This window comes from Zhouia amylolytica (assembly GCF_900116365.1).
In the GTDB taxonomy this organism is placed as follows: Bacteria; Bacteroidota; Bacteroidia; order Flavobacteriales; family Flavobacteriaceae; genus Zhouia; species Zhouia amylolytica.
This window is the reverse complement of sequence record NZ_FPAG01000006.1, coordinates 131,914-155,645: the sequence shown is the minus strand read 5'-3', so window position 1 is coordinate 155,645 and position 23,732 is coordinate 131,914. Positions and strand designations below refer to the sequence as shown.

27 protein-coding genes are annotated in these 23,732 nt (G+C 36.9%); 22 read left to right on the top strand and 5 right to left on the bottom strand.

The window, feature by feature from the left end; all coding sequences use genetic code 11:
* The first annotated feature begins 23 nt into the window (after window positions 1-23).
* The 6 genes from BM361_RS10980 to BM361_RS10955 all read left to right on the top strand — a co-directional run bounded on the left by BM361_RS10980 (window position 24) and on the right by BM361_RS10955 (window position 5,279).
* The gene (locus tag BM361_RS10980; protein ID WP_074978844.1) at window positions 24-425 is read left to right on the top strand and encodes a SpoIIAA family protein; all 402 of its coding nucleotides are present in this window, start codon (window positions 24-26) and stop codon (window positions 423-425) included.
* Window positions 426-573: 148 nt separating this feature from the next.
* A complete protein-coding gene (locus tag BM361_RS10975; RefSeq protein WP_074978842.1) occupies window positions 574-1,335 on the top strand; it encodes an NYN domain-containing protein in 762 nt (253 codons plus the stop codon).
* Between the two features lie 117 nt (window positions 1,336-1,452).
* Window positions 1,453-2,853, top strand: a complete 1,401-nt coding sequence (locus BM361_RS10970) for a sulfatase-like hydrolase/transferase (RefSeq protein WP_083425930.1) — start codon at window positions 1,453-1,455, stop codon at window positions 2,851-2,853.
* 82 nt (window positions 2,854-2,935) lie between these two features.
* A complete protein-coding gene (locus BM361_RS10965) occupies window positions 2,936-3,460 on the top strand; it encodes a methyltransferase domain-containing protein (RefSeq protein WP_038260673.1) in 525 nt (174 codons plus the stop codon).
* A 12-nt stretch (window positions 3,461-3,472) separates the two neighbouring features.
* Window positions 3,473-4,324, top strand: a complete 852-nt coding sequence (locus BM361_RS10960) for a glycosyltransferase family 2 protein (protein WP_074978841.1) — start codon at window positions 3,473-3,475, stop codon at window positions 4,322-4,324.
* Complete coding sequence (locus BM361_RS10955; protein WP_254785807.1) at window positions 4,260-5,279, top strand: polysaccharide deacetylase family protein; 1,020 nt, start codon at window positions 4,260-4,262, stop codon at window positions 5,277-5,279. The genes BM361_RS10960 and BM361_RS10955 overlap by 65 nt, the downstream gene beginning before the upstream one ends.
* Window positions 5,280-6,217: 938 nt before the next feature.
* Here BM361_RS10955 and BM361_RS10950 read toward each other — a convergent pair.
* From BM361_RS10950 to BM361_RS10940, 3 genes are read right to left on the bottom strand one after another with little or no spacing between them, the layout of a single operon-like run.
* Entirely contained in the window at window positions 6,218-6,454 is a 237-nt protein-coding gene (locus BM361_RS10950; protein WP_083425929.1) for a hypothetical protein, read from the bottom strand.
* Window positions 6,444-6,749: a hypothetical protein gene (locus BM361_RS10945; protein ID WP_139226706.1), complete on the bottom strand. Its 306-nt coding sequence runs from the start codon at window positions 6,747-6,749 to the stop codon at window positions 6,444-6,446. The genes BM361_RS10950 and BM361_RS10945 overlap by 11 nt, the downstream gene beginning before the upstream one ends.
* Window positions 6,750-6,753: 4 nt before the next feature.
* A complete protein-coding gene (locus BM361_RS10940; RefSeq protein WP_074978837.1) occupies window positions 6,754-7,317 on the bottom strand; it encodes an RNA polymerase sigma factor in 564 nt (187 codons plus the stop codon).
* Window positions 7,318-7,674: 357 nt separating this feature from the next.
* Here BM361_RS10940 and BM361_RS10935 point away from each other — a divergent pair, with 357 nt between their 5' ends.
* From BM361_RS10935 to BM361_RS10905, 7 genes are all read left to right on the top strand, one after another.
* Window positions 7,675-8,427: a hypothetical protein gene (locus tag BM361_RS10935; RefSeq protein WP_074978836.1), complete on the top strand. Its 753-nt coding sequence runs from the start codon at window positions 7,675-7,677 to the stop codon at window positions 8,425-8,427.
* Between the two features lie 216 nt (window positions 8,428-8,643).
* Entirely contained in the window at window positions 8,644-9,168 is a 525-nt protein-coding gene (locus BM361_RS10930) for a TlpA family protein disulfide reductase (protein ID WP_074978835.1), read from the top strand.
* Window positions 9,169-9,418: 250 nt separating this feature from the next.
* Window positions 9,419-9,901 carry a hypothetical protein gene (locus tag BM361_RS10925; protein WP_074978832.1) on the top strand — a complete coding sequence of 161 codons (483 nt, stop codon included), beginning with the start codon at window positions 9,419-9,421 and terminating at the stop codon, window positions 9,899-9,901.
* A 272-nt stretch (window positions 9,902-10,173) separates the two neighbouring features.
* A complete protein-coding gene (locus BM361_RS10920; RefSeq protein ID WP_083425928.1) occupies window positions 10,174-10,932 on the top strand; it encodes an alpha/beta fold hydrolase in 759 nt (252 codons plus the stop codon).
* 206 nt (window positions 10,933-11,138) lie between these two features.
* Window positions 11,139-11,687, top strand: coding sequence for a hypothetical protein (locus BM361_RS10915; RefSeq protein WP_074978830.1), 549 nt, complete (start codon window positions 11,139-11,141; stop codon window positions 11,685-11,687).
* Window positions 11,688-11,814: 127 nt separating this feature from the next.
* A complete protein-coding gene (locus BM361_RS10910; RefSeq protein ID WP_074978828.1) occupies window positions 11,815-12,354 on the top strand; it encodes a DinB family protein in 540 nt (179 codons plus the stop codon).
* Between the two features lie 110 nt (window positions 12,355-12,464).
* Window positions 12,465-13,715, top strand: coding sequence for an alpha/beta hydrolase (locus tag BM361_RS10905; protein ID WP_074978825.1), 1,251 nt, complete (start codon window positions 12,465-12,467; stop codon window positions 13,713-13,715).
* 433 nt (window positions 13,716-14,148) lie between these two features.
* Here the strand turns inward: BM361_RS10905 and rsgA are convergent, their stop codons facing one another.
* Together rsgA and BM361_RS10895 are read right to left on the bottom strand one after the other, a co-directional pair.
* Window positions 14,149-15,225 carry a ribosome small subunit-dependent GTPase A gene (rsgA, locus tag BM361_RS10900; protein ID WP_074978823.1) on the bottom strand — a complete coding sequence of 359 codons (1,077 nt, stop codon included), beginning with the start codon at window positions 15,223-15,225 and terminating at the stop codon, window positions 14,149-14,151.
* A gap of 66 nt (window positions 15,226-15,291) precedes the next feature.
* Window positions 15,292-15,831, bottom strand: coding sequence for a GNAT family N-acetyltransferase (locus BM361_RS10895; RefSeq protein WP_074978822.1), 540 nt, complete (start codon window positions 15,829-15,831; stop codon window positions 15,292-15,294).
* A gap of 673 nt (window positions 15,832-16,504) precedes the next feature.
* Between BM361_RS10895 and BM361_RS10890 the strand changes: the two genes are divergently transcribed.
* The 9 genes from BM361_RS10890 (at window position 16,505) to BM361_RS10850 (ending at window position 23,668) form a co-directional block, all read left to right on the top strand.
* Window positions 16,505-16,981 (top strand): nuclear transport factor 2 family protein, encoded by a 477-nt coding sequence (locus BM361_RS10890; protein ID WP_074978821.1) that lies wholly within the window; start codon window positions 16,505-16,507, stop codon window positions 16,979-16,981.
* 167 nt (window positions 16,982-17,148) lie between these two features.
* Complete coding sequence (locus BM361_RS10885) at window positions 17,149-17,667, top strand: lipocalin-like domain-containing protein (protein ID WP_074978819.1); 519 nt, start codon at window positions 17,149-17,151, stop codon at window positions 17,665-17,667.
* Between the two features lie 132 nt (window positions 17,668-17,799).
* The gene (locus BM361_RS10880; RefSeq protein ID WP_074978809.1) at window positions 17,800-19,284 is read left to right on the top strand and encodes an alpha/beta fold hydrolase; all 1,485 of its coding nucleotides are present in this window, start codon (window positions 17,800-17,802) and stop codon (window positions 19,282-19,284) included.
* Window positions 19,285-19,453: 169 nt separating this feature from the next.
* Complete coding sequence (locus tag BM361_RS10875) at window positions 19,454-19,936, top strand: GNAT family N-acetyltransferase (protein WP_074978807.1); 483 nt, start codon at window positions 19,454-19,456, stop codon at window positions 19,934-19,936.
* Between the two features lie 110 nt (window positions 19,937-20,046).
* Window positions 20,047-20,505: an SRPBCC family protein gene (locus tag BM361_RS10870; RefSeq protein WP_038261743.1), complete on the top strand. Its 459-nt coding sequence runs from the start codon at window positions 20,047-20,049 to the stop codon at window positions 20,503-20,505.
* A gap of 192 nt (window positions 20,506-20,697) precedes the next feature.
* Window positions 20,698-21,753, top strand: a complete 1,056-nt coding sequence (locus BM361_RS10865; protein ID WP_175496578.1) for an alpha/beta hydrolase family protein — start codon at window positions 20,698-20,700, stop codon at window positions 21,751-21,753.
* Between the two features lie 237 nt (window positions 21,754-21,990).
* Window positions 21,991-22,506 (top strand): hypothetical protein, encoded by a 516-nt coding sequence (locus tag BM361_RS10860; protein ID WP_074978804.1) that lies wholly within the window; start codon window positions 21,991-21,993, stop codon window positions 22,504-22,506.
* Between the two features lie 126 nt (window positions 22,507-22,632).
* Window positions 22,633-23,142 carry a lactoylglutathione lyase family protein gene (locus BM361_RS10855; protein ID WP_074978802.1) on the top strand — a complete coding sequence of 170 codons (510 nt, stop codon included), beginning with the start codon at window positions 22,633-22,635 and terminating at the stop codon, window positions 23,140-23,142.
* 10 nt (window positions 23,143-23,152) lie between these two features.
* Window positions 23,153-23,668: a DUF1648 domain-containing protein gene (locus tag BM361_RS10850; RefSeq protein WP_254785805.1), complete on the top strand. Its 516-nt coding sequence runs from the start codon at window positions 23,153-23,155 to the stop codon at window positions 23,666-23,668.
* Window positions 23,669-23,732: the final 64 nt, after the last annotated feature.

Genomic DNA, 23,732 nt, shown 5'->3' with positions numbered 1-23,732 from the left:
AGTATAATTTAAAGTAGCATCAAATGGTAGAGCAGTTAAAAACATTTACCAACAACGTGTTGGCCCTGGAGGTTATTGACGGGTTTACAGAGAACGACGAAAAGCTTTGTCAAAAATTTTTCCAGCAAAAAAGGGATGCAGGTTTCGACAGTATCAATGTTATGATCAAACTGGATGAGATGAAATTATCCAAGACAAGCACCAAAGCTTTCTTTGAAGATGTATTATGGTCTTTAAGAAACTATCAGCATATGGGGCATATTGCCATTGTAGCGCATTCAAAAATCTTAAAAGCCCTCGTACCTATAGATAATCTGTTTTTTGAGCGTGCCAGCAAGGGCAGACAAGAACGTTATTTTGATGTGTCTGAAATAGACGATGCGTATGCTTTTGTAAAAGGCAGCCGGAGTCAGTTTTTGCATTAATGCCGACGTCTTTATTTCCCTTAGGAAAATTATAAAATCCCCGTATTTGAGGTTAATCCGAAGAATTCCATATCAAATCATCAATTAATAGTATCTTAGAGGAAAATCATGTCTTTCTTAGGCATGTACTCAAATAAATAAAACGTTTATGGATTTAAATATTGCCGTCCTTATCGACGGAGACAACATCCCCTCTGCTTATGTAAAAGAAATGATGGAAGAGATTGCCAAATACGGGAATCCGACCATTAAACGTATCTATGGTGACTGGACATCCCCCAGACTTGGCAAATGGAAAAACATGCTATTGGAAAATGCCATCACTCCCATACAACAATACAGTTATACGAGTGGAAAGAATGCGACAGATTCAGCTATGATCATCGACGCTATGGACATCCTCTATTCCGGAAAGGTGAATGGATTTTGCCTGGTTTCCAGCGATAGTGACTTCACCCGACTGGCCACCAGGTTAAGAGAAGCCGGAATGCATGTATTAGGTATTGGGGAGAAAAAGACACCGGATCCTTTTATAGTAGCTTGCGACAAGTTCATCTATGTAGAGGTATTAAAAACCAACAACAAAAAAGAGACTGAAGAGGACAAAAGCAGCGCAAAAGATTCATTCGACAAGCTGACGTCTAAAGAAATTAAACTCATAGCAACTTCAATCGAGGATCTATCGGACGAGAGTGGCTGGGCATTTTTGGGTGATGTCGGAAATCTTATTCAGAAAAAGAGACCGAGTTTCGATTCCAGAAACTACGGTTTTCAGAAACTTACTCCACTTATTAAATCGACGGGAACCTTTGAAATCGAAGAGCGGGAAACTTCTAAAAGTCGTCATAAACTCATTTATGTAAAGAATAAAGAAAATACCAAAAGAAAGTCACGGTCTCGCAAAAATTAATGGTGACTCATTCGTACCGTTACTGCATGAAACTGGTAGTAAACTATTTGCATTCATTTCAAGATATTATATGTTTACCTCAACTAAGCTATTCTCTAAACTTTAAATAATTATGAAATGAGGCTGCCAAGACTATTCATGATCTGTATACTTCTAATGGGTATATTCCCAACAGTGGCACAAGGCCAGACAAAAGATCAACAACCTAACATTATTCTTATTGTAGCCGACGATCTGGGATTTGGAGATTTAAGTATAAACGGGAGCAAACAAATTAAGACACCATACATTGATGCCCTGGCTAAAAACGGCATACGTTTTACGGAGGGTTATGTATCTGCCCCAGTTTGTAGTCCGTCGAGAGCCGGACTTTTAACGGGTGTGAACCAGGTTGAATTCGGACATGACAATAACCTTGGCGGGAATCAACCGGGTTTTGATCCGGAATATAACGGGATGCCTGTCAGTCAAACCACCATTGCCGACCGTCTCAAATCATTAGGTTACGCCACGGGTATTATCGGGAAGTGGCATTTAGGGAAGCTCCCGCAATTTCATCCGTTAAAAAGAGGGTTTGATGAATTCTGGGGTTATACTGGTGGCGGCCATGATTATTTTGAAGCCTTACCTAATGGAAAAGGTTATAAAGAACCGTTGGAAAGTAATTTCAAGACCCCACAGGCCATTACCTATCTAACGGATGATAAAGGTGATGAATGCATTGACTTTATTAAAAGGCATCGCGATAATCCCTTCTTTTTATATGCTGCTTTCAACGCCCCTCATACGCCTATGCAGGCTACTGAAGCGGATCTTGAATTGTATAAGCACATCGCTGATAAAAAGCGTAGAACTTATGCAGCCATGGTACATCGCTTAGATGTGAATGTCGGCAGGATCATGGAGACTTTAAAAAAGGAAAAACTCGATAAGCAGACTCTGGTTGTCTTTATAAGTGATAACGGGGGACCGGTTACCACCAATGCGTCGAATAATGCGCCGTATCGGGGACAAAAAGGTATCCTGCTCGAAGGTGGTATTCACGTACCATTTATTATGAGTTACCCCGGTCTTTTGGAAAAGAATCAGACCTATAAGAATCCGGTATCGGCCTTAGACCTGGCTCCCACATTTGTAGCCCTTGCCGGGGGATCACAAACCATAGAAGCCGATACGTTTTCGGGAGAAAACCTTATCCCTTTTCTGCAGGGTTCTAAAAATGCAACTCCTGAACGTGAATTTAAATGGCGTTTTACCATTAGTGCGGCTATCCGAGAGGGCGACTGGAAACTCATCAGGCTACCGGACCGACTTCCACAGTTATACCATTTACCGACTGACGTTACTGAAGAAAACGACCTGGCACTGGAGCGTCTTGACATAACCAAAGCGCTTCTTAAAAAGCTAGGTGATTGGGATGTACAACTCCCCCACCCTGTATTTTTAGAAGGTCCGATGTGGCGAAAAAGACAAGTAAGCCTTTATGATTATGACTATATAATGAAGCAACCGGAGTAATTGGCTTTATCTGTATAGATTGATGAGAGAACTATACTGGTGAAGAGAAATTATGTATGTTTGTAAGCCATAGATAAAAACCATGTACGAGAACAGTTTTCCGAACAAACGATATAAGCACACCATTAGCTTTTTAAAAGAACACATCGATACTTCTGCCAAGATTTTAGATCTTGGTGTGAGTAATCCCTTCTCCGATATTATGCAACAACAGGGGTACAATGTTACCAACACCAAAGGAGAAGATCTGGACCTCCATACGGAAGCGGTTCAAGGCACTGACTACGATGTGGTAACAGCCTTCGAAATATTCGAACATTTATTAGCGCCTTTAAACGTTTTAAAAGATATTAAAGCCGATAAACTGGTGGCCAGCATACCGCTTAAATTATGGTTTGCTCCTGCATACCGCAGTAAAACTGATATGTGGGACCGTCATTACCACGAGTTCGAAGACTGGCAGTTTGATTGGCTGTTAGAAAAGGCTGGCTGGGAAATAAAAGCGAGGGAAAAATTCACCAATCCGGTTAAAAAACTCGGTATTCGTCCGCTATTACGTAGTTTCACCCCTCGTTATTATATGGTTTATGCTGAGCGTAAAAAGTAAGGTACTGTCGTCATGAAGTATTATGTAGTTATCCCTGCTCACAACGAGGAAGCGTTTCTTAAACTAACGCTTGACTCTGTAGTCCAACAATCCTTACTCCCTGAAAAAGTAGTAGTGGTTAATGATCACTCTACAGATGGTACCGAGCAGATCATTGACAGTTTTACTGTTAAGTATGATTTCATAGAGAAACTAAACACGACCTCTTCTACGCTGCATATGCCGGGTAGCAAAGTTGTAAATGCTTTTAAAAAAGGACTGGAAGTATTGGATGATGCCTATGACTTTATCGTAAAGCTAGATGCTGACCTGATCTTACCTCCTCATTATTTTGAAGGTATTGCGGCTATCTTCTCTGTAAATAAGAAGGTGGGACTGGCCGGAGGATTTGTTTATGAGGAAGCGGCGGATGGACAATGGTTGTTAAACCACCCTATGAACAAAGATCATGTTCGCGGTGCTTTTAAGGCTTATTCCAAAGACTGCTTTAAAGCAATTGGCGGATTACAAAGTAGTATGGGATGGGATACGGTTGATGAGCTCTTATGTCGTTATCACGGTTTTGACATTTTTACAGACGAATCGCTTAATGTAAAACACCTACGACCGACGGGGAAAGGATACAATAAAAAAGCGAAGTTATTGCAAGGGGAGGCTATGTATAAAATGAGGTATGGCTTTTTACTAACCGTTATCGCTTCGGCTAAAATGGCTATAAAACAACAGAAAGCCAAGGTGCTTATTCACAATCTCAAAGGGTATTTTCAAGCCAAAAGAAATGGAGCTCCTTTAATGGTGAATGAGGCTGAAGGGAAATTTATCAGGAGTTATCGTTTTCAGAATATTAAAAAGAAGTTATTTTAGCATTCACAATCAATGCTTTATGTATTTCAGAGGTCTTTTTGTTTTTTATCTACTACTTACTTTTTGTCAATCTCATGCGCAGAAGTCGGTGGCAATCACCATCGACGATGTGCCGAATACCAGAGCCTACGAAAAAGCTAATTATCAAACGCCTTTACTGGACCAGCTCGATTCGCTGAAAATTCCTATTGCAATTTTTATTAACGAAGGATTAATCTATAAAGGAGGTGCTACTGCCAAGAATTTTGCCCTTCTCGATGCCTGGAGTCAAAGATCTTATATTACGCTTGCCAATCATTCCTTTAGTCATTCAAGGTATTCTGAAGCCGGATTTGAATCTTTTTCTGAAGACATTTTAAAAGGGGCTTATATCACCCGCGAACTTTCTAAGAAATACGAAAAGTCACTCTCCTATTTTCGGTTTCCATTCAATGACTTGGGGAAGGACAGCTTACAGCACAAGCAGATAGCAGAATTTCTTTCTTCAAACAACTATACGATCACGCCATTCACTATAGAAAGCTCGGACTGGATGTTCAACTATATATATGAATATTACCTCGATAATAATCAGCCGGAGAAAGCTAAAGCGATTGGTTTGACCTACGTGGAAAAGACGCTCGAATATTTTGAGTTTTTTGAGGAGCTAAGCGATACGATCTACAACCGTGATATAAAGCATATCTACCTCTGTCATGACAATCCGTTGAATGCTGCTTATTTACCTCAACTGGTAAAGTTGCTCAAAGACAGGGGCTACGGTTTTATCAGCTTAGATGAAGCGCTGACAGATTCGATTTATCAGCAAGAGGATACTTATTATAAAAAATGGGGTGTTTCTTGGTTGTATCGTTATATGCCGACCCAAGAGGAGCGATTGCCATTTATGAGGAGTGAGCCTGATATGAAGGAGGTTATTTCTTTGTATGAGGGGATTCAGAATAAGTCGAATTAGTCCTTCGACTTTCGGTTCTTAATATTATTTTTCTAATGTTATTCCACATTTATTGGGGAATCTATTGAAGGAAGGAATTCGAAGTCCCTTGTCATTCCGTACTTGTTGCGGAATCTATTGAAGGCTGATAACTACCATTGAAGAGATTGCCACGCCTTACTATCGCAAGGCTCGCAATGACGTATCTCAATTTCTTACCCCTGCACACCTAAAGGGGAGAAATTGCTTCTCATGCTTTTTGTCATTCCGCATTTATTGCGGAATCTATTGAAGGAAGGATTCGACCATTACCTGGGAGAGGTTGTTATCTTTTTTAAGGGAAAAGGGTTTATATATGAAGCTTTAAAGTGGATTTCATGAAATCATGATGAATTTTTATTCACCAATTTACTTATTGCTTTATTTAAGAGTTCATGATTTGCTACGCAATTGCCCATCCAATGAAAACGAATCAAAAGAAAGGATGCCCGTCAAGAGGTATTTTTGCTAGCGCAAAACCAGAAAGCACTTTCATTCTTTTTTGCATTGCCAAAAAAAGAACCAAAAAACGCTAGGCTTAGGTTTTCGGCGATCCACTTAATTCTCATTCACTAAACCAGCCAAACTCACTTCGCAAGACGAAGCTCAGACAAAGGCTGGTTTTAACGCTCACTGCGATTAGTGGATCCTCGCCTGCCAAACCCTAGGGCAGGGTTTAAAATCTGGATTAATTCAAACCATTATAATCAAACCGTCATCGCGAACGGAACGAAGTGTAGTGCGGCGATCTTTTGAAGGATAGTTACTATTATTAAAGAGATTGCCACGACTTTCTATCGAAAGGCTCGCAATGACGTATCTCAATTTCTTACCCCTGTACCCCTAAATGGGAGAAATTGCTTCTCATGCTTTTTGTCATTCCGCATATATTGAGGAATCCATTGTCCAAGGCTTACCTTTTAGGCGAGGGTGCGGCACCACAATCGCTGTTGTAGTAGTATTTGTTCTACTTCTCTTTCGGTTATGCCACTGGAGACTACTCGTAAGATGTTGTCTACGTCTTCCATATCGAAATTGGCTTGTTTTACTCCATCGTGTAAAAGGAGTTTTTCGAGGATAATATTGGCCTGTTCTACAGAGGTAACACCTGTAGCAAAAACCATAATATCTAAAGTGGTTGCAGTGTTATTCATCATTGTTTTGTTGTTGAGTTTTACATTTTTCTTCCCACCGTTGTCTGAAATTTGACTTCCAGTGGGCTTTATAAGCCTCGTCATCCTTAGATGATTCATCTTTGTTACATCGCCAACCGTTTCCTAAGAATAATAGTTTAAATAGGAGCAACAGTCCGGCTGCCTGCCAATAGGTAATAGAGGTAACCCCAAACATATCAGGTATTAACCAGTTCCATAAGTGCATAATCACAAACACATACAAAGCGACGAGTGTAACTCCCAGAATTACGGCTCCGATAATTTTTAATGCTTTCATATTCTTAATCATTTAGTTCGTTATACAATAGTTGTAATTCTTTTTTTAGTGCTGTAACGGCATAACGCTTACGCGATAATATGGTGTTAACCGATACCTGTTCCTGTCTGGCTATTTCTGCCATTGGCACCCCCTCCATTTCATGTAACACAAAGGCATCACGCTGAGCTACCGGTAATCGGGCCAAGGCATTTGCCAATACTTCATAGACCTCTTCCTGCCACATCACAATCTCTTGTTGCGGTGGGATGTAGTCTTGCAGCCATTCAAAGATGTCGCTCGCTTGTTCTTCAGTATCATGGCTCCTGTTCATATCCGAAGCCAGGGTGGGTTTCTTTTTACGTAAGAAGTCGATGGCCTTAAACCTCGCTGTGCTATAAAGCCAAGAGGTCATTTTATCGATATCTTTTATTTCTTCGAACCCTAATACCAGGTTATAGAACACATCTTGCGCAATGTCTTTGGCATCTTCCTTATTAGGAATCCACTGTTTTAAAAAGTACACCAAGCGACTTTCCTCCTTTCGGGTAAGTTGTTGAATGACACTGTTTTTTTCTTTTTGATTCATGAATTGGTTGATGCGCTATACTATATAGTCGTTCGAAAAGCAGAAATATTTTAAATAGTATTGATTTTTATTCTTTTCTCTTCAAATATATCCCTATTTCATGGCATAATTTACCTGGTTCAACATGATTATCATCTATTTATACCCCATGGAAGGTATATATTAACCCTATGGTATCCATGCCTTATCTATGACTTATCTATGCCTTTGCACCGGGCCTAGAGGGTACAAAACTACCTTAACGGTAGGATTAAACCTATTTCATGTAGTGTTTTTCGTCGAAAAAAGATAAGATTTCATGGATTCGTTTTAATTAAGGGTTATATTAAACTATTCATCAACGCTAATTTATTGATTATGGGAGAAGTAAAAGGTCCGGTTCGGTTATCAGGAAGCATAGGAAACACCACCTATTACAACAAGGATGGAAAAACCTTTACCAGGAGGAGGACGGTCACCGTCACCGCGGATATGATCCAAACCTTGCCTAGTTTAAAGGAGGTAAAGCAGAATGTTTCAGAATTTGGAAAAGCTTCTTTGACTGCCAAATCAGTGTATGCAGCAATTAAGTATTTTAGTTATCAGGCTTCTGTAAACAAGTTGTATGCAAAGCTAACCGGGTTGTTCACAAGGATCATTAAGGAGGATACGTTATCGGAACCAGGTGAGCGCAGCCTTATTAAGGGATTAGGTTTCAGGAAAGGCTTTCAGTTATTAAAAGACTTCGCCCTGAATCCGGGCGCTCCCCTATCTACGAAATTACATGGTGAAATAATGTATGCTACTGAAACGAACAGTCTACATATAAAGAACCTTGAACCCTCCGATCGACTGAAGAAACGGGTTACCCACCTGGAACTGATGGTAATCGTCGTAGAAATCGACCTAAATACATACGAAACGATGGCTTACACCGGTGATGCTGTTGTTGTGCAGAAAGGGAAGTCGGATATGGGGGAAATTGTATTAACCTGTGACCCATTGGAACATCCGGAACGTTCGCGGTTCGTTATTTTGTGTTGCCAGGATCTTATAAAGTCGGAAGACAATTTCTATGACCGAAAGGGTAAAGACAGTTATGCCCTGCAGTTTGTTGATTTTAAAGTTTAATAGCCGGGCATTCAAAAATTAAGGAGGTGATATAATCGACCTCATAGCCGTTATTGTGAGGAATTATTAGATGTACCCCCTGACGGAAGTAAGTCCTACAAGAAAAACACTTCTTATCGTGTAAATTCCAGAACAAACTGTAAGGCTATTACGCTAATTATATCATAAATTTACTATATTGTCGATCATATTAAATTTGACATTACAGTTCCACCTATGACTTATTCTTGCAGTCCGACCTCAAGGCTTTTATTTTTAATATTTGGTTTATTTCTGATTACAACGGGTGTTTACGCTCAAGAGGATCTGACGGTAGATGAAGGGGATCAAGCCTATAATTTTATTGGTATTGACGAGGAAGGTAAGGAGATCGCTTTAGAGGACTATCGGGGTAAGCAATATGTATTATTGAATTTTACCGCCACCTATTGCGGACCTTGCTGGGGTACCTATAAGCAAATGAATCGCGTACAGAAAAAGTATGCCGAGGAATTAAAGGTGATTTCATTTCATTGGGACGATGCGAAAGCGCATTGGAAAAAAATGGCTGAGAAAGCGAAGATAGATTTTGAATGTACTTCTATATGGGAGGCGAAGGATAAGGCTAAGATCAGTGAAGTATATCAGATTGATGGCTGGCCGTATTTTTTCCTGATTGATAAAGAAGGTACGATCGTAGCGAAGTGGTTTGGGAACAATGAGAAGAAGCTCAACAGAAAAATTAAGAAATGGGTGTTATGAGGTTTAATTACCTAGGTTTAAGTAATCGATTCAGAAATTATGACCACAATATTCGACAAAAACGTAAAAACTAAATTTGACGTTGTCCCATAAAAATCTAATCACAACACCGCATATAGTTCATCACCACTGACTTTCCCAGAGATAAGCCACTCAGGATAAACACTATAAGACTTATTTTTTTATCTTAGTCTTCAACCAAGGTAACAAAACATATACAAAATCGTTGGCAAACCTTAATGAATACTACATGAATAATCTTAAAACCTTAATTTATTTATTACTATTTCCGACAATTATTTTAGCGCAAGAAAATAAACTTTCCTCAATTGATGGAATAGTGAATGAACTTCTTGATCAAATAACAATTGAAAAGGGAGAAAAAATGGATACTACCGCAATTAGAAATTTATTTCATCCTTCAGCAATACTCACAGTTGCCAATTCCTCAAATGCCGAAACTGTATCCATTGATGACTTCTTAATACTATTAAAAGATCCGTACTATGAAGAGGGATATCTTGAAAGGGAAATCTATAAAGTTGTCGATGAATACAATGGAATAGCACAGGTATTTCAAAGTTTCTATGGCAAGGACTCTGAAGGACTGGAAGAAAAGGGTATAAATAGTTATCAGTTGACTTACTATCAAAAACGTTGGTGGATTGTTAGTCTTTTATGGACCATTGAATCTGAAAACTTAAAAATACCTTCCAGATATTTGAGAAATTAAAATTAACATTGGCCAACAACGCCTGTTACAAATTTCTCAGTAACCAACTAAATTTAAATTCCTAATTTTAATAAAATAACAGGTTCTAATTATCATTGTTAAGCAACACCGCCAATACAGCTGATTCCTATGCAGGGCAGAGCGCTGCTTACCACAAAACTTTACAGGGTTTTTGACTCTGAGCCAATACAGTGTCATTAATCGCAACTATTAATAGCCGGAGCCGTTGTGCGTTACCTTTAAACAAGTATGATTTTTAAAATTTAAGTATTATGAAATATTGTCGGATATTATTGACCTGCATCGTATTAACCATATCCTTACAAACTTTATATTCCCAAAGCGGCAATAAATCGGTTTTTGTTTTAGTTCACGGGACCTGGGGTGGTGGATGGGCTTTTAAAGAGGTGGACTCATTACTTAGTGAAAATGGTAATATAGTTTATAGACCAACTCTTACCGGCCAAGGTGAAAGAGTTCATTTATCATCACCTGAAATTGGATTAAAAACACATATCACAGATATTGTAAATACAATTCTTTATGAAGACCTTCATGATGTTATTTTAGTTGGTCATAGCTATGGTGGAATGGTTATTACCGGAGTAGCTGACAGTATTCCAAAAAGGATAAAGAAACTTGTATATGTTGATGCAGTCATTCCTGAAAATGGTGAGAGTATTTCATCCATTTTCAAAATAAAAAATGAAGGTCCTTTTAGAAATGTAAATGGATATCTAATACCAACTTGGGTTGCAGAAGGACAAAAACCACCAAAGGATGTGCCTCATCCGTATAAAACTTACACAGACACCATAATTCTTAAAAACCCTTTGAGGATAAAACTTCCAACAACCTATGTCCTGACGGTTGACAAAGGTAAAGAACCAAAAAATGATGATTTTGCCTCTCAAGCCGAACGTGCTAAGGAAAAGGGATGGATTGTTTTGCAATTAGAAGCTGACCACAATCCTCAATGGTCTTCTCCGGAGGAATTTGTTAAACTGCTCCAGGAAATCGTCGAAAACTAAAAAAGCGAATGCACAACATCGTATAAAGTTCATTGCTCCAAACCTTCCTCTCGGAAAGATCTCAAAGATTTGCTATCTTCGGTTTACGGCGAAATATCCACGAAGATTTTATTCATGTAATATTGATGGTTAATCAGGTATTCATGGATTCCTTTGGTTTTTACGTAACAGAATCATAGCTAAACCATACGAACACCAATTAAAATATGACTGACACAAAAATTACTGCGAAATACGTATTAGCCAGCGCAGGGGCTGTACTCTTCACATGGCTTATTCATGAATTTACCCATTGGGTTACAAGTGAAGCTCTGGGATATGAAGCAATTATGACTCTCAATACTGTATCTCCTTTAACCGGGCAAGAGCAGACCGATTGGCATAAAATTTACATATCCGCTTCTGGACCTTTAATTACAATTTTACAAGCTTTAATTGTTTTTATGTTTCTTTTGAAAAAAGGTTGGAATAAACTGGTCTATCCATTGTTGTTCACTCCATTATACATGAGAGTCATGGCTGGTTTTTTTAATTTCATTAAACCTAATGATGAAGGAAGAGTCAGTGATTTTTTTGGTTTGGGACTTTTCACCTTGTCAATAATTGTTAGCGCAATTTTATTTTTTTTAGTGTATCGAATTTCGAAGAAGCACCAACTGAATTGGAAGTTTAATATTTTAACTCTGCTAGTAGTAATTTTTTTTAGTTCAATATTAATCATGGCTGATCAATTCTTGGGAATTAGAATTCTTTAAAGGTAAATACCTGTAAACAACAATGACTATAAATAATTGCTTGCTCTCGCCTATATCTGAATCCAGCAAGTCATCTGGAATCAGGGATTTTTATTTGGAATTATAAATCTTTAAGAAATTGATTACTATGAAAAAACTCATAATGCTAACAACCCTTTTATTATTTTCATTTTCACCATCGCTCATCGCCCAAGAAAATGATTTTATCAAAGAATATTTGGAACGACTTGAAACTTCAAAAACATATTTAATTCTCGTAGCAGAATCTATGCCTGAAAATAAATATGAGTTTAAAGCAACACCAGATTCAATGAGTTTTGCGGAAAACTTAATGCATATTGGTTGGGCCATGGATTGGCATAGTCAATCATTGATGGGAGGACGTGAAGCCAGAGACTGGAATACCGATACGGAACTCAAAGTGGATAACAAATCAAAAAAGGAAATGATTGCCAAAATCAGTGAGACTTTTGACAAAACAATAGAGTACATCTCAAATTTTGACGTGAATAGACTACAAGAAAGATTGGACTATTTTGGAGCAGACCGAACAAAAAGACAGATTTTATTATTGCTTGCCGATCACATAACCCACCACCGAGCACAAATGCTTGTTTATATGCGACTCAATGGACTAAAACCGCCGAGATATGTTTTGTACCAATAATACCAAATGAAATACATACATTTAACCTAATTCCTTTCACGGAATAATCCTGTGAACTGTTCCATTCCTAAATCATATATAAAACCGTTAGCACTAAACACCAAAATGATATGAAAAAAGTCTGTTTCATACTATTTCTTCTTTTAACATTCAATCAAGTCGTATCTCAAAGTACAAAAGAAGGAACATTATTTAATCATTCGATAGTTTTAAAATCTGATGTATTACAGGAAGAACGGGAAATCCAAATCTTCTTACCTGCCGACTACGAAAAAAATTCAAATAAATACCCAGTTCTTTATGTCCTGGATGGGCAACGTTATTTTTTAAATGGCATTGTGTTTCAGCAAAATCTTGTATGGCAAGAAATGGCACCTGAATTCATTGTTGTTGGAATAAATACAGATCCGGTAAAAAGACGCAACCTGTTTTATAAGGAGTCATCTAAATTTATTCAATTCATGGAAGAAGAATTGATTCCCAAAATAAATACCAGGTTTAATACCCTCGACGAGCGCATTTATTTTGGATGGGAAATGGCAGCCGGCCTGGGAATTCAAATCTTTGCCCAAAAACCTCATCTTTTTAATGGCTTTCTTTTATCGAGTCCGACACATATTTCTAAAGATCGCCTGGAAATGGCAGGCAAAATGTTGAAATCAGCACCTAAAGATGATATACAACTATATGCAACCTTAGGAACTGTTGAAAATTGGGCTGCAGCATCCATGGCTTCTTTAGATTCTATTTTTCAAAAGTATCCGGTAAAAAATATACTATGGGAATATAATCTTTCCGATAATGAGAATCATTATACCACTCCATTAACCACCATAAATGAGGGATTAAAATTATTTTTTAGTGACTATGGCCCACTAAGGTTTTATTCAGTCCAGGAGTTTAAAGATTTTGGAGGTATTGATAGTCTTAAAAAACATTATCAAACCAGGGGTGAAAAATATCATATTTCAGATGAGATTCATTCCGACACCAAGCACTATCTTCTGCTACAAGCTCTTAAAGAAAATAATTTTATACTCTTCGATGAGTTAATGACTGAAATCGATGGCAAAACTTTTATTAAGAATTACTATCGTCAGGCCAGATGGTTTAATAGATTTTCTGGTTTTTATACAGATAATAACCGGTTCACCGATGCTCTTGAAATAATAGAATCAGGTCTTCATAAATTTCCGAATGCATCCATTTTACATTTTGCCAAAGGGAATTATTACAGGATAAAAGGTGATTTTAAAGAATCAAGAAAATGGTATGAACAAGCTATTCAGATCGCAAGAATGAATAATGAACCTGAACTGGAAAAGTATGTTAGCGAAATAAAAAAATATAACAAGGATTAACAAAGTTTATAATTCACTGCTATGGAAATTTCCTTTGGTTCGTCCCTTTTTGCTAAATTAGTAACTCGTCCAAGTAACTATTCAAAAACTATCACGTTAGCAGAAAGTTGAAGGCTCAAAAACTTTTAACTGTAATGTAAACCCCAAAAAATAATTGAGTACTATCGAAAAGCTCTTAATACCGACAACCCTCTTATTTTTCATTTTCAACATCACTAATCGCCCAAGAAAATGATTTAATAAAAGAATATTTCGGACAATTTGAAACTTCAAAAATATATTTAATTCTCGTAGCAGAATCAATGAGTTTTGCCGAAAACCTAATGTATATTGATTGGGCAATGGATTGGCACAGTTCAGAGCGAAGAGGTTGACAAGATTAACTTGGACTTAAAGGTAAGGAACAGTCATAAATGACCGTCCCTTCTTTCTACTAATTTCTATTCTTATGTTTCTGCTTAACTATCTGTTTGATCATTTTCCCAAAGGCTTTTTCCTTCTTCCGTTTTTCATGAATTGTAGCAGAAAAATGAGCTTGCTCTCTTTCGAGTTTCATAAAGTTCTGGTATGTTTCTTCTTTCAACTCTCCTGAGTCTATAGCTGCAAGTATTGCACACCCCTTTTCAATTTGATGACTACAATCATTGAACCTACAATCCTCAGCTAACTCATAAAGCTGTTCAAAGGTTAGTTCTAATCCTGATGAGCTAGCTGTTATACCCACTTCTCGCATTCCTGGATTATCTATGATAATTCCACCTGAATCAAGAACAATTAACTCTCGGTGCGTGGTAACGTGTTTACCCCTGTCTATGGCCTCGCTTATTTCGCCTGTTTTCATTATGGAGTTACCAATTAGGTTATTCATCAAGGTAGACTTACCAACTCCTGAAGAACCAAGTAAACAATAGGTTTTCCCGGCCTTGATCATAGTTTTTATTTGGTTAAGTCCTTCACCTGTAAGGTTACTAACAGTGAATACCGGGATGTCCTTAATACGATGGCTTACTTCATTAAGAATATGATTTCTTTGTTCTTGCTCAATTAAATCAATCTTGTTGAGAATAATAACAGGCTCAATATTGGCTGAATGACAAATAGTGAGGTATCGCTCTAATCGATTGATATTGTAATCTCTATTAACCGCCTGTACAATCAGTCCATAGTCAATATTTGAAGCTATTATTTGCCTTTCACCATTTCTCCCTACTGCCTGTCTCTCCAAAACATTCATTCTTGGATAAACAGAATGTATTAAGCCTTTTGCCGTGTCATATTCATTCAGCGCTACCCAATCACCAACCGCTGGTAAGTCAGACCTGTTCTGAGCTGTAAACCTTAAGTTACCTATTAGTTCACAATCTAATTCGCCTTGTTCTGTTCGTACTGCATATCGCTCCTTATGCTCGAGAACCACTCTTCCTGTTTTAAAGGATTTAAGGTTATTCTCGCTTCTATATCTACTCAAATCCTGATTAAAACCTAAGTCTTTGATATTGTATTTTTTCATTGTTATTTGCTATAAAATTTAGTGTTTAAATGAAATGACAGTTGCCCATTACCCCATTTTCAATTTTTACCACAACTCTGGTCTATTGATTGCTTCAACACAATATACTTTACCTGAAATTGCCTTAATGTGTTCACTTTCCAATGATTGTGCAAGCCATCCTTCAGGATATGAAAGCTTTAATGGAGAAGGAATAATTTCTTCGGTTATGGGCTTATAGCCCACTTTTGAATAGAAATTAATATCTCCATAGGTAACCAATTGCTGAACGCCTTCTTGTTTCAGATAATCATGTGCAAAACGGATTAATCCCTGCCCTACACCTTTACCCTGCATAGAAGTCACTACTGCAGCTGGTGAAAGAAGCCAGATACAGATGTTACAATCTTCAAAAGTTAACTTTGAAAATATCACCCCACTAACTACTTGATCATCTTTTGTGGTTATAAAAACTCGTATGCCTTCATTAGGTGTATGTTCAAGGAACTGTTTTACTAAAGTTCCAATGTGATTACCTTCCTTTTCACTTTCCGAGTCGGTAAAAGTTTGTCTAAATAATGCGATGATCTCATTGTCTCGACCACCTCTATATAATGAATGTTTCATTTTTATCAATTTGAATATTATATAATTAAGAAGTGCTTTCAGACCTTTTCAAAAACCGTTAAGTATAATTACAATTAAGTTATCTGGCACCAAGTGCATCATGGTAGACCCCAAATGAGAATACAATCCAACAATAAAATAAATAGTGATTACACCCAAGCAGTCCCGGTAAGGTCACCGTTGCATAGGTTGTACGAGAAATATCGACAGTAATGAATTAAAATCTAATTCTATTTACTGTCAGTTATACCGACTCCTGAGCGTTTGCTATATGAAGAATAATAGTTTTCATAAAGGTGCAAAGATAAATTCTCTTTCGGTATTGACAAAATTAAACACCTAATACCTAGCCTGTTTAACAAAGTTTAAGATTCTATTGGTGCTATTACAATGAAATTTAGCTCGCAAAATAAAATTTCTAAATGAGCCCGTGAATCTCATAAATTCGATTCGCTTGCACCAGTTCACTGGAATAGCATAGAGGATACGACTATTCACTGGACAAGCTGGATTCCTCACTTAAAAAACAGATCTCTCAGGATAATTGAATAGATTCTTTTGGTTCTCCGGTTTGCTTACATTCAGAATAAAGCTAAAATCATTAACTTTAAAATCACAACTAACGGTAATGCAACCTGTTATATTTAAATCTTGATTTAAAACCAACCAAATTATGAAAACAAAAAATACGCTATTTATAGCTGTGACTCTAATTTGTCTCACCTTATCATGTACGCCTAAAACAGATTCGGATACTAAAAAATCGGAGGTTACAAAAACAGTTAATACATTTTACCAGTCCTTTGAAGAGAAAGACATCAATCTTATGTCTGATGTGATGGCACATGATGATAGTATGCTCAGTTTTGGCACAGCGCTGTTTGATATTCATAAAAGTTGGACGGAATGGGAAGAAAATCACATCGCGCAATTTAAAGCCTTTGATAGGGCTACAATCAACTCCACCAACTTAAATGTATATCTTAGCAAGAATGGAAATGTAGCCTGGTTTGCGGATATAACTAATTGGGAACTCGTTATTGAAAACGAAACCATCGAAATCAATAATGTCAGAATTACCGGAGTGCTTGAAAAGCGAGACAATGTTTGGAAAATTGTGCAAATTCATGCTTCCGTCCCTCAAGGATAGGGTAACTACTATTCTCAAAGTTGGAAATAAGAAATCGCTGTTCTGCCTTAATTTTGAATCTTAACAGCAATCGGGAAACCTAAATTATATGTTAAGTATTCACTTAAAAGTTAAGAGCGAACCCTAGTAAACATTCGCATACGAAACCGTTGGTAATAATTAAAAATATGAGTCTGAAACATCTATACGTTACCTTGATCATTACATTGTTATTTTCTTGCAAACAAGAAAATAAACCATCTGATTTTGATAAATTCACGGGTCGATGGGCGCTTTACCTGGTAGAATCCCAAGGCGATTCAAATTCCTTGTGGATACCCCGGCAAGACCATTATAAAAACCGAAAAGGGTTTATTCTTTATGATGGAAAAGGTGGAATGGGTGTGCACCACGTGATGGAAGGCTATGATCAATACATCTTTGAAGGAAGTGGCGGACTCGATAACTTAACGGTTAATGACTTAAGACATTTGGCTGACAATTTTGTCTATTTTGGAAAATATAAAGTAAATGACTCCTTAAAAATTATTGAACATCATATTGAATCAGCCAATTTTCAAAAGATGACAGGTACCGTTGCCAAAAGAAACTATCTATTCTCAGGCGACACCCTGATTTTAAATCCAATGACAAATAAATATCCAAAAACCCGTCTCAAATGGATTAAACTAAACGATCAAGAATAGTATAGCAGTTGTAAATAATTCCCAAATGAATTATCCTTACATTTATACTGTATCCTAACCGTAAGAAATTCAAATTACATAACATAACTGCGCTTAGACGAACTGAAATAAGAAATACAAACAGCACTCAACATGATTATCAAATCTTGGAACATCTTACTTTTTTTATTGATTTCAGTTGTTTGTACCGGGCAGGGAATACAAGATTTTAAACCCAAATTTAAAACATCAAAAAAGACAACTCATAAAATCCCCAAGGGACAGGCGCATACTTTTGGGTATTTGGAGGTATTGGAAAACAGAAATAACCCAAGTAGCAAAACCATCCAAATTCCCATCTACATCTTTAAAAGCAGAAGCGACCATCCTCAACCTGATCCAATCATATATACGGTTGGGGGTCCGGGTTCTACTACGATGCCATCAGCCCAGTATATGAAATATTATAAATATCTGGACGACCGAGACTTTATATTGGTAGAGCAACGAGGGAACTATTATGCGAGTCCTTCTTTAAATTGTCCTGAATGGTCGCAGGCTCTTAAAACCATAAACCTCCCTGATTTTGATGCTAATAAATCCGGTTCGCTTCTTAGGAAGGCGGCTAAAAGCTGTAGAGATCGATTGACTAAAAAAGGGGTTGACCTGAATGGGTATAACACGAACGAAATAGCTGCTGACATCAATGATCTGGTTACTGTTTTAGGGATCAAACAGTACAATCTGCTCACCATGTCTTACAGTACAAAGATCGCACAGGTATTAATGCGGGATTATGCACAGCGGATTAGAAGCGTGGTGATGGATTCACCTCTACCTTTGGAAGTGAACTATGATGAAGAAAGCGTTCAAAACCTATTAGAATCTGTGGACATGCTTCTTTCGGATTGTGAAGCTGACAAGCAGTGTAACAGTGCCTTTCCTAACCTAAAAACAAGATTCTATACATATCTAACAGAGAAGACCAAAAATCCGTTGGAAGTGCTTATTGAAAACCCGAAGAATGGAAAAACAGAAACCTTTTATTTGACAGGAAAGGATTTAATAACGGTATTTACCTCTGCATCCACTGGAGATGTCAGTAGTATTCCATTGGAAATAAACAGGTTGCTCAGAGGTGATTTAACTTCCATGAAAGAACAGCTTTTATATGTATTTCAAGAGCCTGGCAATGGTGCTGGAGTCGGGATGCGGCTATCGGTCTGGTGTTCGGAGGAACATCCATTCAACTCACAGGAAATTATTAAAGCCGAAACTTCAAAATATTCTCAGGTTGAGGGATTATCACCAGCTGTTTTCGATGATGAAATCTGTAACATCTGGAGTGTAAAAAGAGTACCTGACATCGAAAATCAACCCGTTAAAAGTGATATTCCTGTATTACTCATAAGTGGCGAATATGACAATGAAACCCCGGTTAAATGGACAGAGGCTATGATGACTAATTTAACAAACAGCTTTCACCTGGTCTTTAAAGGTTGGAAGCATACCCCAACAACTAATTGGGGAAATCAATGTGCGATGCAAGCTGCCAATGATTTCTTTAATAATCCATTTGAACAACCAAAACCAGATTGTTTTGAACACCTCAAAAGTCCTGAATTTAAAACGGAATGAATAATTGTTTGGAACATTCTACAACCCCAACTTAGCCCGCTAACTCATCGTACTCTGTTAATGAAATCTATTTGTTAACGTACGATCTAAGTTGAAAATCGTTAACTTTAGTAAAATAACTGACGGCTAAACAAAATCATTGGGAATCAATGACAATTTTGAATAAACAATGAATAAACCTGACATCATACTTAGACCCACAAAGATTTCGGATTTAGATATTTTGTTTGAATTCCAACTTGACGAAGAAGGTGGATACATGGCTGGATTCATGCCAGAAGACTCGACTGACAAAGTTGCCTACCTCAGCAAATACACAAAATTGTTGGGGGACCCTGAAGTTAATAATCAAACCATCACGGTTAATAATATCATAGTAGGAAGCATTGCTAAGTTTGTAATGGCCAATGTAGCAGAAATCACCTATTGGATTGATCGAAATTTTTGGGGACAAGGCATTGCCACCACAGCCTTAAAATCCTTTCTTAATGATGAAACTGCCAGACCAATTTTCGGACGAGTGGCTTTTGATAATTATGGTTCGCAGAAAGTATTAGAAAAATGTGGTTTTATAAAAATAGGCTCCGACAAAGGGTTTGCTAATGCCCGACAGATGGAAATAGAGGAATTCATTTATAAACTTGAAATATAAAAACGAAGAATCACATTTTATATTCCATTTAGGTTTTGGGGTTTCCATAAAAAAATCCAATTCGCTATAGCACAAAGACAAAATCAAACTTTAGACCAAAAATAGAAATCATGAAAAAGCTAGAATTCAAGATAGACATCAACGCGTCGGCTGAAAAGGTTTATAACACTATGCTTGGTATTAACAATATTGAAACCTATAACCAATGGACGTCCGAATTTAATCCCACCTCAACCTATGAGGGAAGTTGGGATAAAGGCTCAAAAATCTACTTTATCGGAACGGATAAAAATGGTAAAAAGGTTGGAATGATATCTGAAATTGCTGACAATATTCCTTACCGATTTGTTTCTATTCGCCATTACGGAATTTTAGATGGTGAAAATGAAATTACCGAAGGTCCTGAGGTTGAAGAATGGGCAGGCGGACTTGAAAATTATTCATTCCATGAGGATAACGGGGTGACAACGGTAGCCGTATCAACTGATGCCGCAGATGACTATCATGATTATTTTAACACCACCTGGTCAAAAGCCTTAAATAAGCTTAAAGAGCTAGCGGAAATTTAAAGGAACAACATTGTGCATCACACATTCTTAAGTTTCTCATCATAGAAAGTACTTTGAATTTTATAATTTGATGCATCCTGTATAAGATCCGATGTGATTTTATTTATAAAACATTAATAGTTATATTAGAGATAAATGAATCCTTTAGATTTTGTGGACCATGTCTTGTATAAAACTATAACGATTAGGAAAATGAAACTATACCTTACCATTCTTTCTTACCTTTTTTGCATTGCAATAAATGCACAAACATCTTTAACCAAAGAACTTAATGTCGTAAATGAATTGGAAGGCGTGGTTCTCTCCGGAACTTTAACGTTACCTGAAGGGAATGGCCCTTTTTTAGGCGTTGTCTTAATTGCGGGAACAGGTGAAATGGATCGAGACCAAACGTATCAAGGCCATAAATTTTTTAGTGTCCTGGCATATTATTTAGCGAAAAATGGAATTGCCTCGTATAGGTATGACAAGAGAGGGGTAGGAAAATCAACTGGAGAATTTGACACGGCTACCCTTAAGAGCTTTGCCTCTGATGCCAGGGCTGCTTTAAAGAATCTTAAAACAAATGTTAAAATAAGTAAGGTAGGTTTCGTTGGTCAGAGTGAAGGTACTAAAGTAGCTTCTATGGCAGCCCTGAAAAATGAAGATTGTAGCTTTTTAGTATTAATGTCTCCATACGCTCTTCCTTCAGACCAAGGTCTTTTACTTCAAACCCAAGCTATGCTCGAAGCCAGAGGAGTAGAAAAAGAAAAAATTCAAAAGCAATTAAATATTGAATCACAAATCTGGGAATTAATTAAATCTAGTGAGGATATTACTCAAATAAGAGGAAAGGCTAAAAAAATAATTGAAAATAATCTTAAAGATTATATATACATAAACAATAAAAATGAAGAGGAAATTGAAAAAGAGGTTGAAGAGAATTTAAATTGGTTTGTAAACTCTATAAATCTTGACGAAATGAGGAATTATAATGATGCGAACTTTTTAAATAAACTAAATTGTGATGTCTTTGCAATTACAGGAGATAAAGATTTATTTGTTGTTTATCCAAACGATTTTAATCGTGTAAAATCACTTCTTGAGTCCAATAACAACATACAAAGTACTTTTAAAATTTACCCAGGACTAAATCATTTATTTCAGAACTGTAGGACTGGATTACCCGAAGAAGTTGGTGAAATTACTGAAACCATTGATATGCAAGTAATGAGGGACATATCGCAATGGATAAACAAAAAAGGATAGCTTTCACCAACCTAGGCAATAATCTCTTACTCTTTATTGTGGAAAAAAATGTAAACAATCCCGATAGCTATCGCCCCTCTCGGGATTTCTATTTGGTTTGAATTTGCTAATCTATAGAACCCTGATCTTGAATTCGATTTTCTATCGTGCATACTAAGCCGAAAAACATTAACTTTAATACTTTAGTTTACTGACACTTATACGAACCCCTGGCACGCATTGGATAAAATTTAAATTATGACTTTAGAAACAGGAATCAGTTTATTGACTTCAATTGGCGTCATTATCTCAGTCATATTTCTCGCCATAGAAATTAAAAAAAACACACAAGCTGTGCGATCTAACTTTTACGACTCTTTTGCGAATTCCAACAGAGAGTTTCTAAATCAACTCATCGCCAATAATGATTTAGGGAAATTGTTCGAGAAAGGAACCAAATCATGGAAAACATTAGAAGAAGATGATAAGCGAACTTCGAATTATATGTATATCCAACTTTTTCGTATTTGGGAAAATCTGTACTATCAAAACAAAATGAAGGTTCTTGAGCCTTGGCTCTGGCAAAGTAATAAAAACACCATTGTTTCTTATTTTTATCTGAATGGCATTCAGGAGTGGTGGCAATTCCGAAGACAGTCATTTTCAAAAGAATTTGTTGATTTCCTGGAAAAATCGAAAAAGCCGACGAATGAAATTAAAGTAATTGAAGATTTATTGGCCACCGACAAAGAAGGAAAAATTCCCGCTAACTAAATATAAGTCCTTTAATTGCTCATTGTATATTATATGAATTCAAAGCCTTATTTGAAAAGATACCCGAGCTTTTCTCCTGAATAATTTTTAAAAACTAATACTTTAATCAATTTTAAACATACAATTATGAAAGAAATCAAGTATCCAAAATCCTTTTCTCATATTGGAATAACCGTCCCGGATATTAATAAAGCGGTTGATTTCTATGAGAGCGTTATGGGATGGTATGTAATTATGCCTCCATCAACTGTTAAGAAAGAGAGGGAAACTGCTATAGGACAGATGTGTATTGATGTATTTGGAGAGGATTGGGAGCAATTTGAAATTGCTCATATGTCGACATCTGACGGCATTGGAATTGAACTTTTTTCATTCCCACATGGAATTAAAGAAGCACCGGAATTCAATCCATTTAACACAGGACTTTTTCATTTTTGTGTCCAGGACCCTGACATAGAAAATTTGACAAAAAAGATTGTTGAGGCCGGAGGAAAACAAAGAATGCCTATACGGTCATATTATCCGAATGAAAAGCCATATAAAATGGTTTATGTCGAAGATCCATTTGGAATCGTATTTGAAATATATACCCATAGTTATGAATTGACCTATTCTTCAGGGGCCTATCAAGAGTAAATGAATGAGTATGCAACCAAAAATAAAACTGCCATTAACGCCGGCTGATAAGGTCATTGAATTTATTGGTTGGAGTGCATTGATAGGAATTTGGATCCTGACCTTACTAAATTATAGTACGTTACCAGAAACTATTCCGATTCATTATAATGGGGCTGGAGAAGCAGACGGATATGGGACCAAAGGGAGTATTCTGACCTTACCTATCATATCGTCATTTTTATTCATCGGGTTAACGATTTTGAATAAACACCCACATCTTTTTAATTATCCAGGTACCATTAACGAAGAAAATGCCGCTCAACAATATACCCTTGCAACCCGATTGCTACGACTTTTAAAATTGGTGATTTTAATCATATTCGGACTTATCGTATATCGAACCATTCAAAACGCAAACGGTATTTCGGACGGACTAGGAATTTGGTTTTTACCCATATCGATGGGACTTATTTTTATTCCTATAGTCTACTATCTGACCAAATCAATTCAATCGAACAAGAATAAAAAAAAGGTCTATAAGTAACAACTCATAGCTTAAACCGATATCTATAAATAAAATACGATGTAACATAATCAGTATCTCCTCG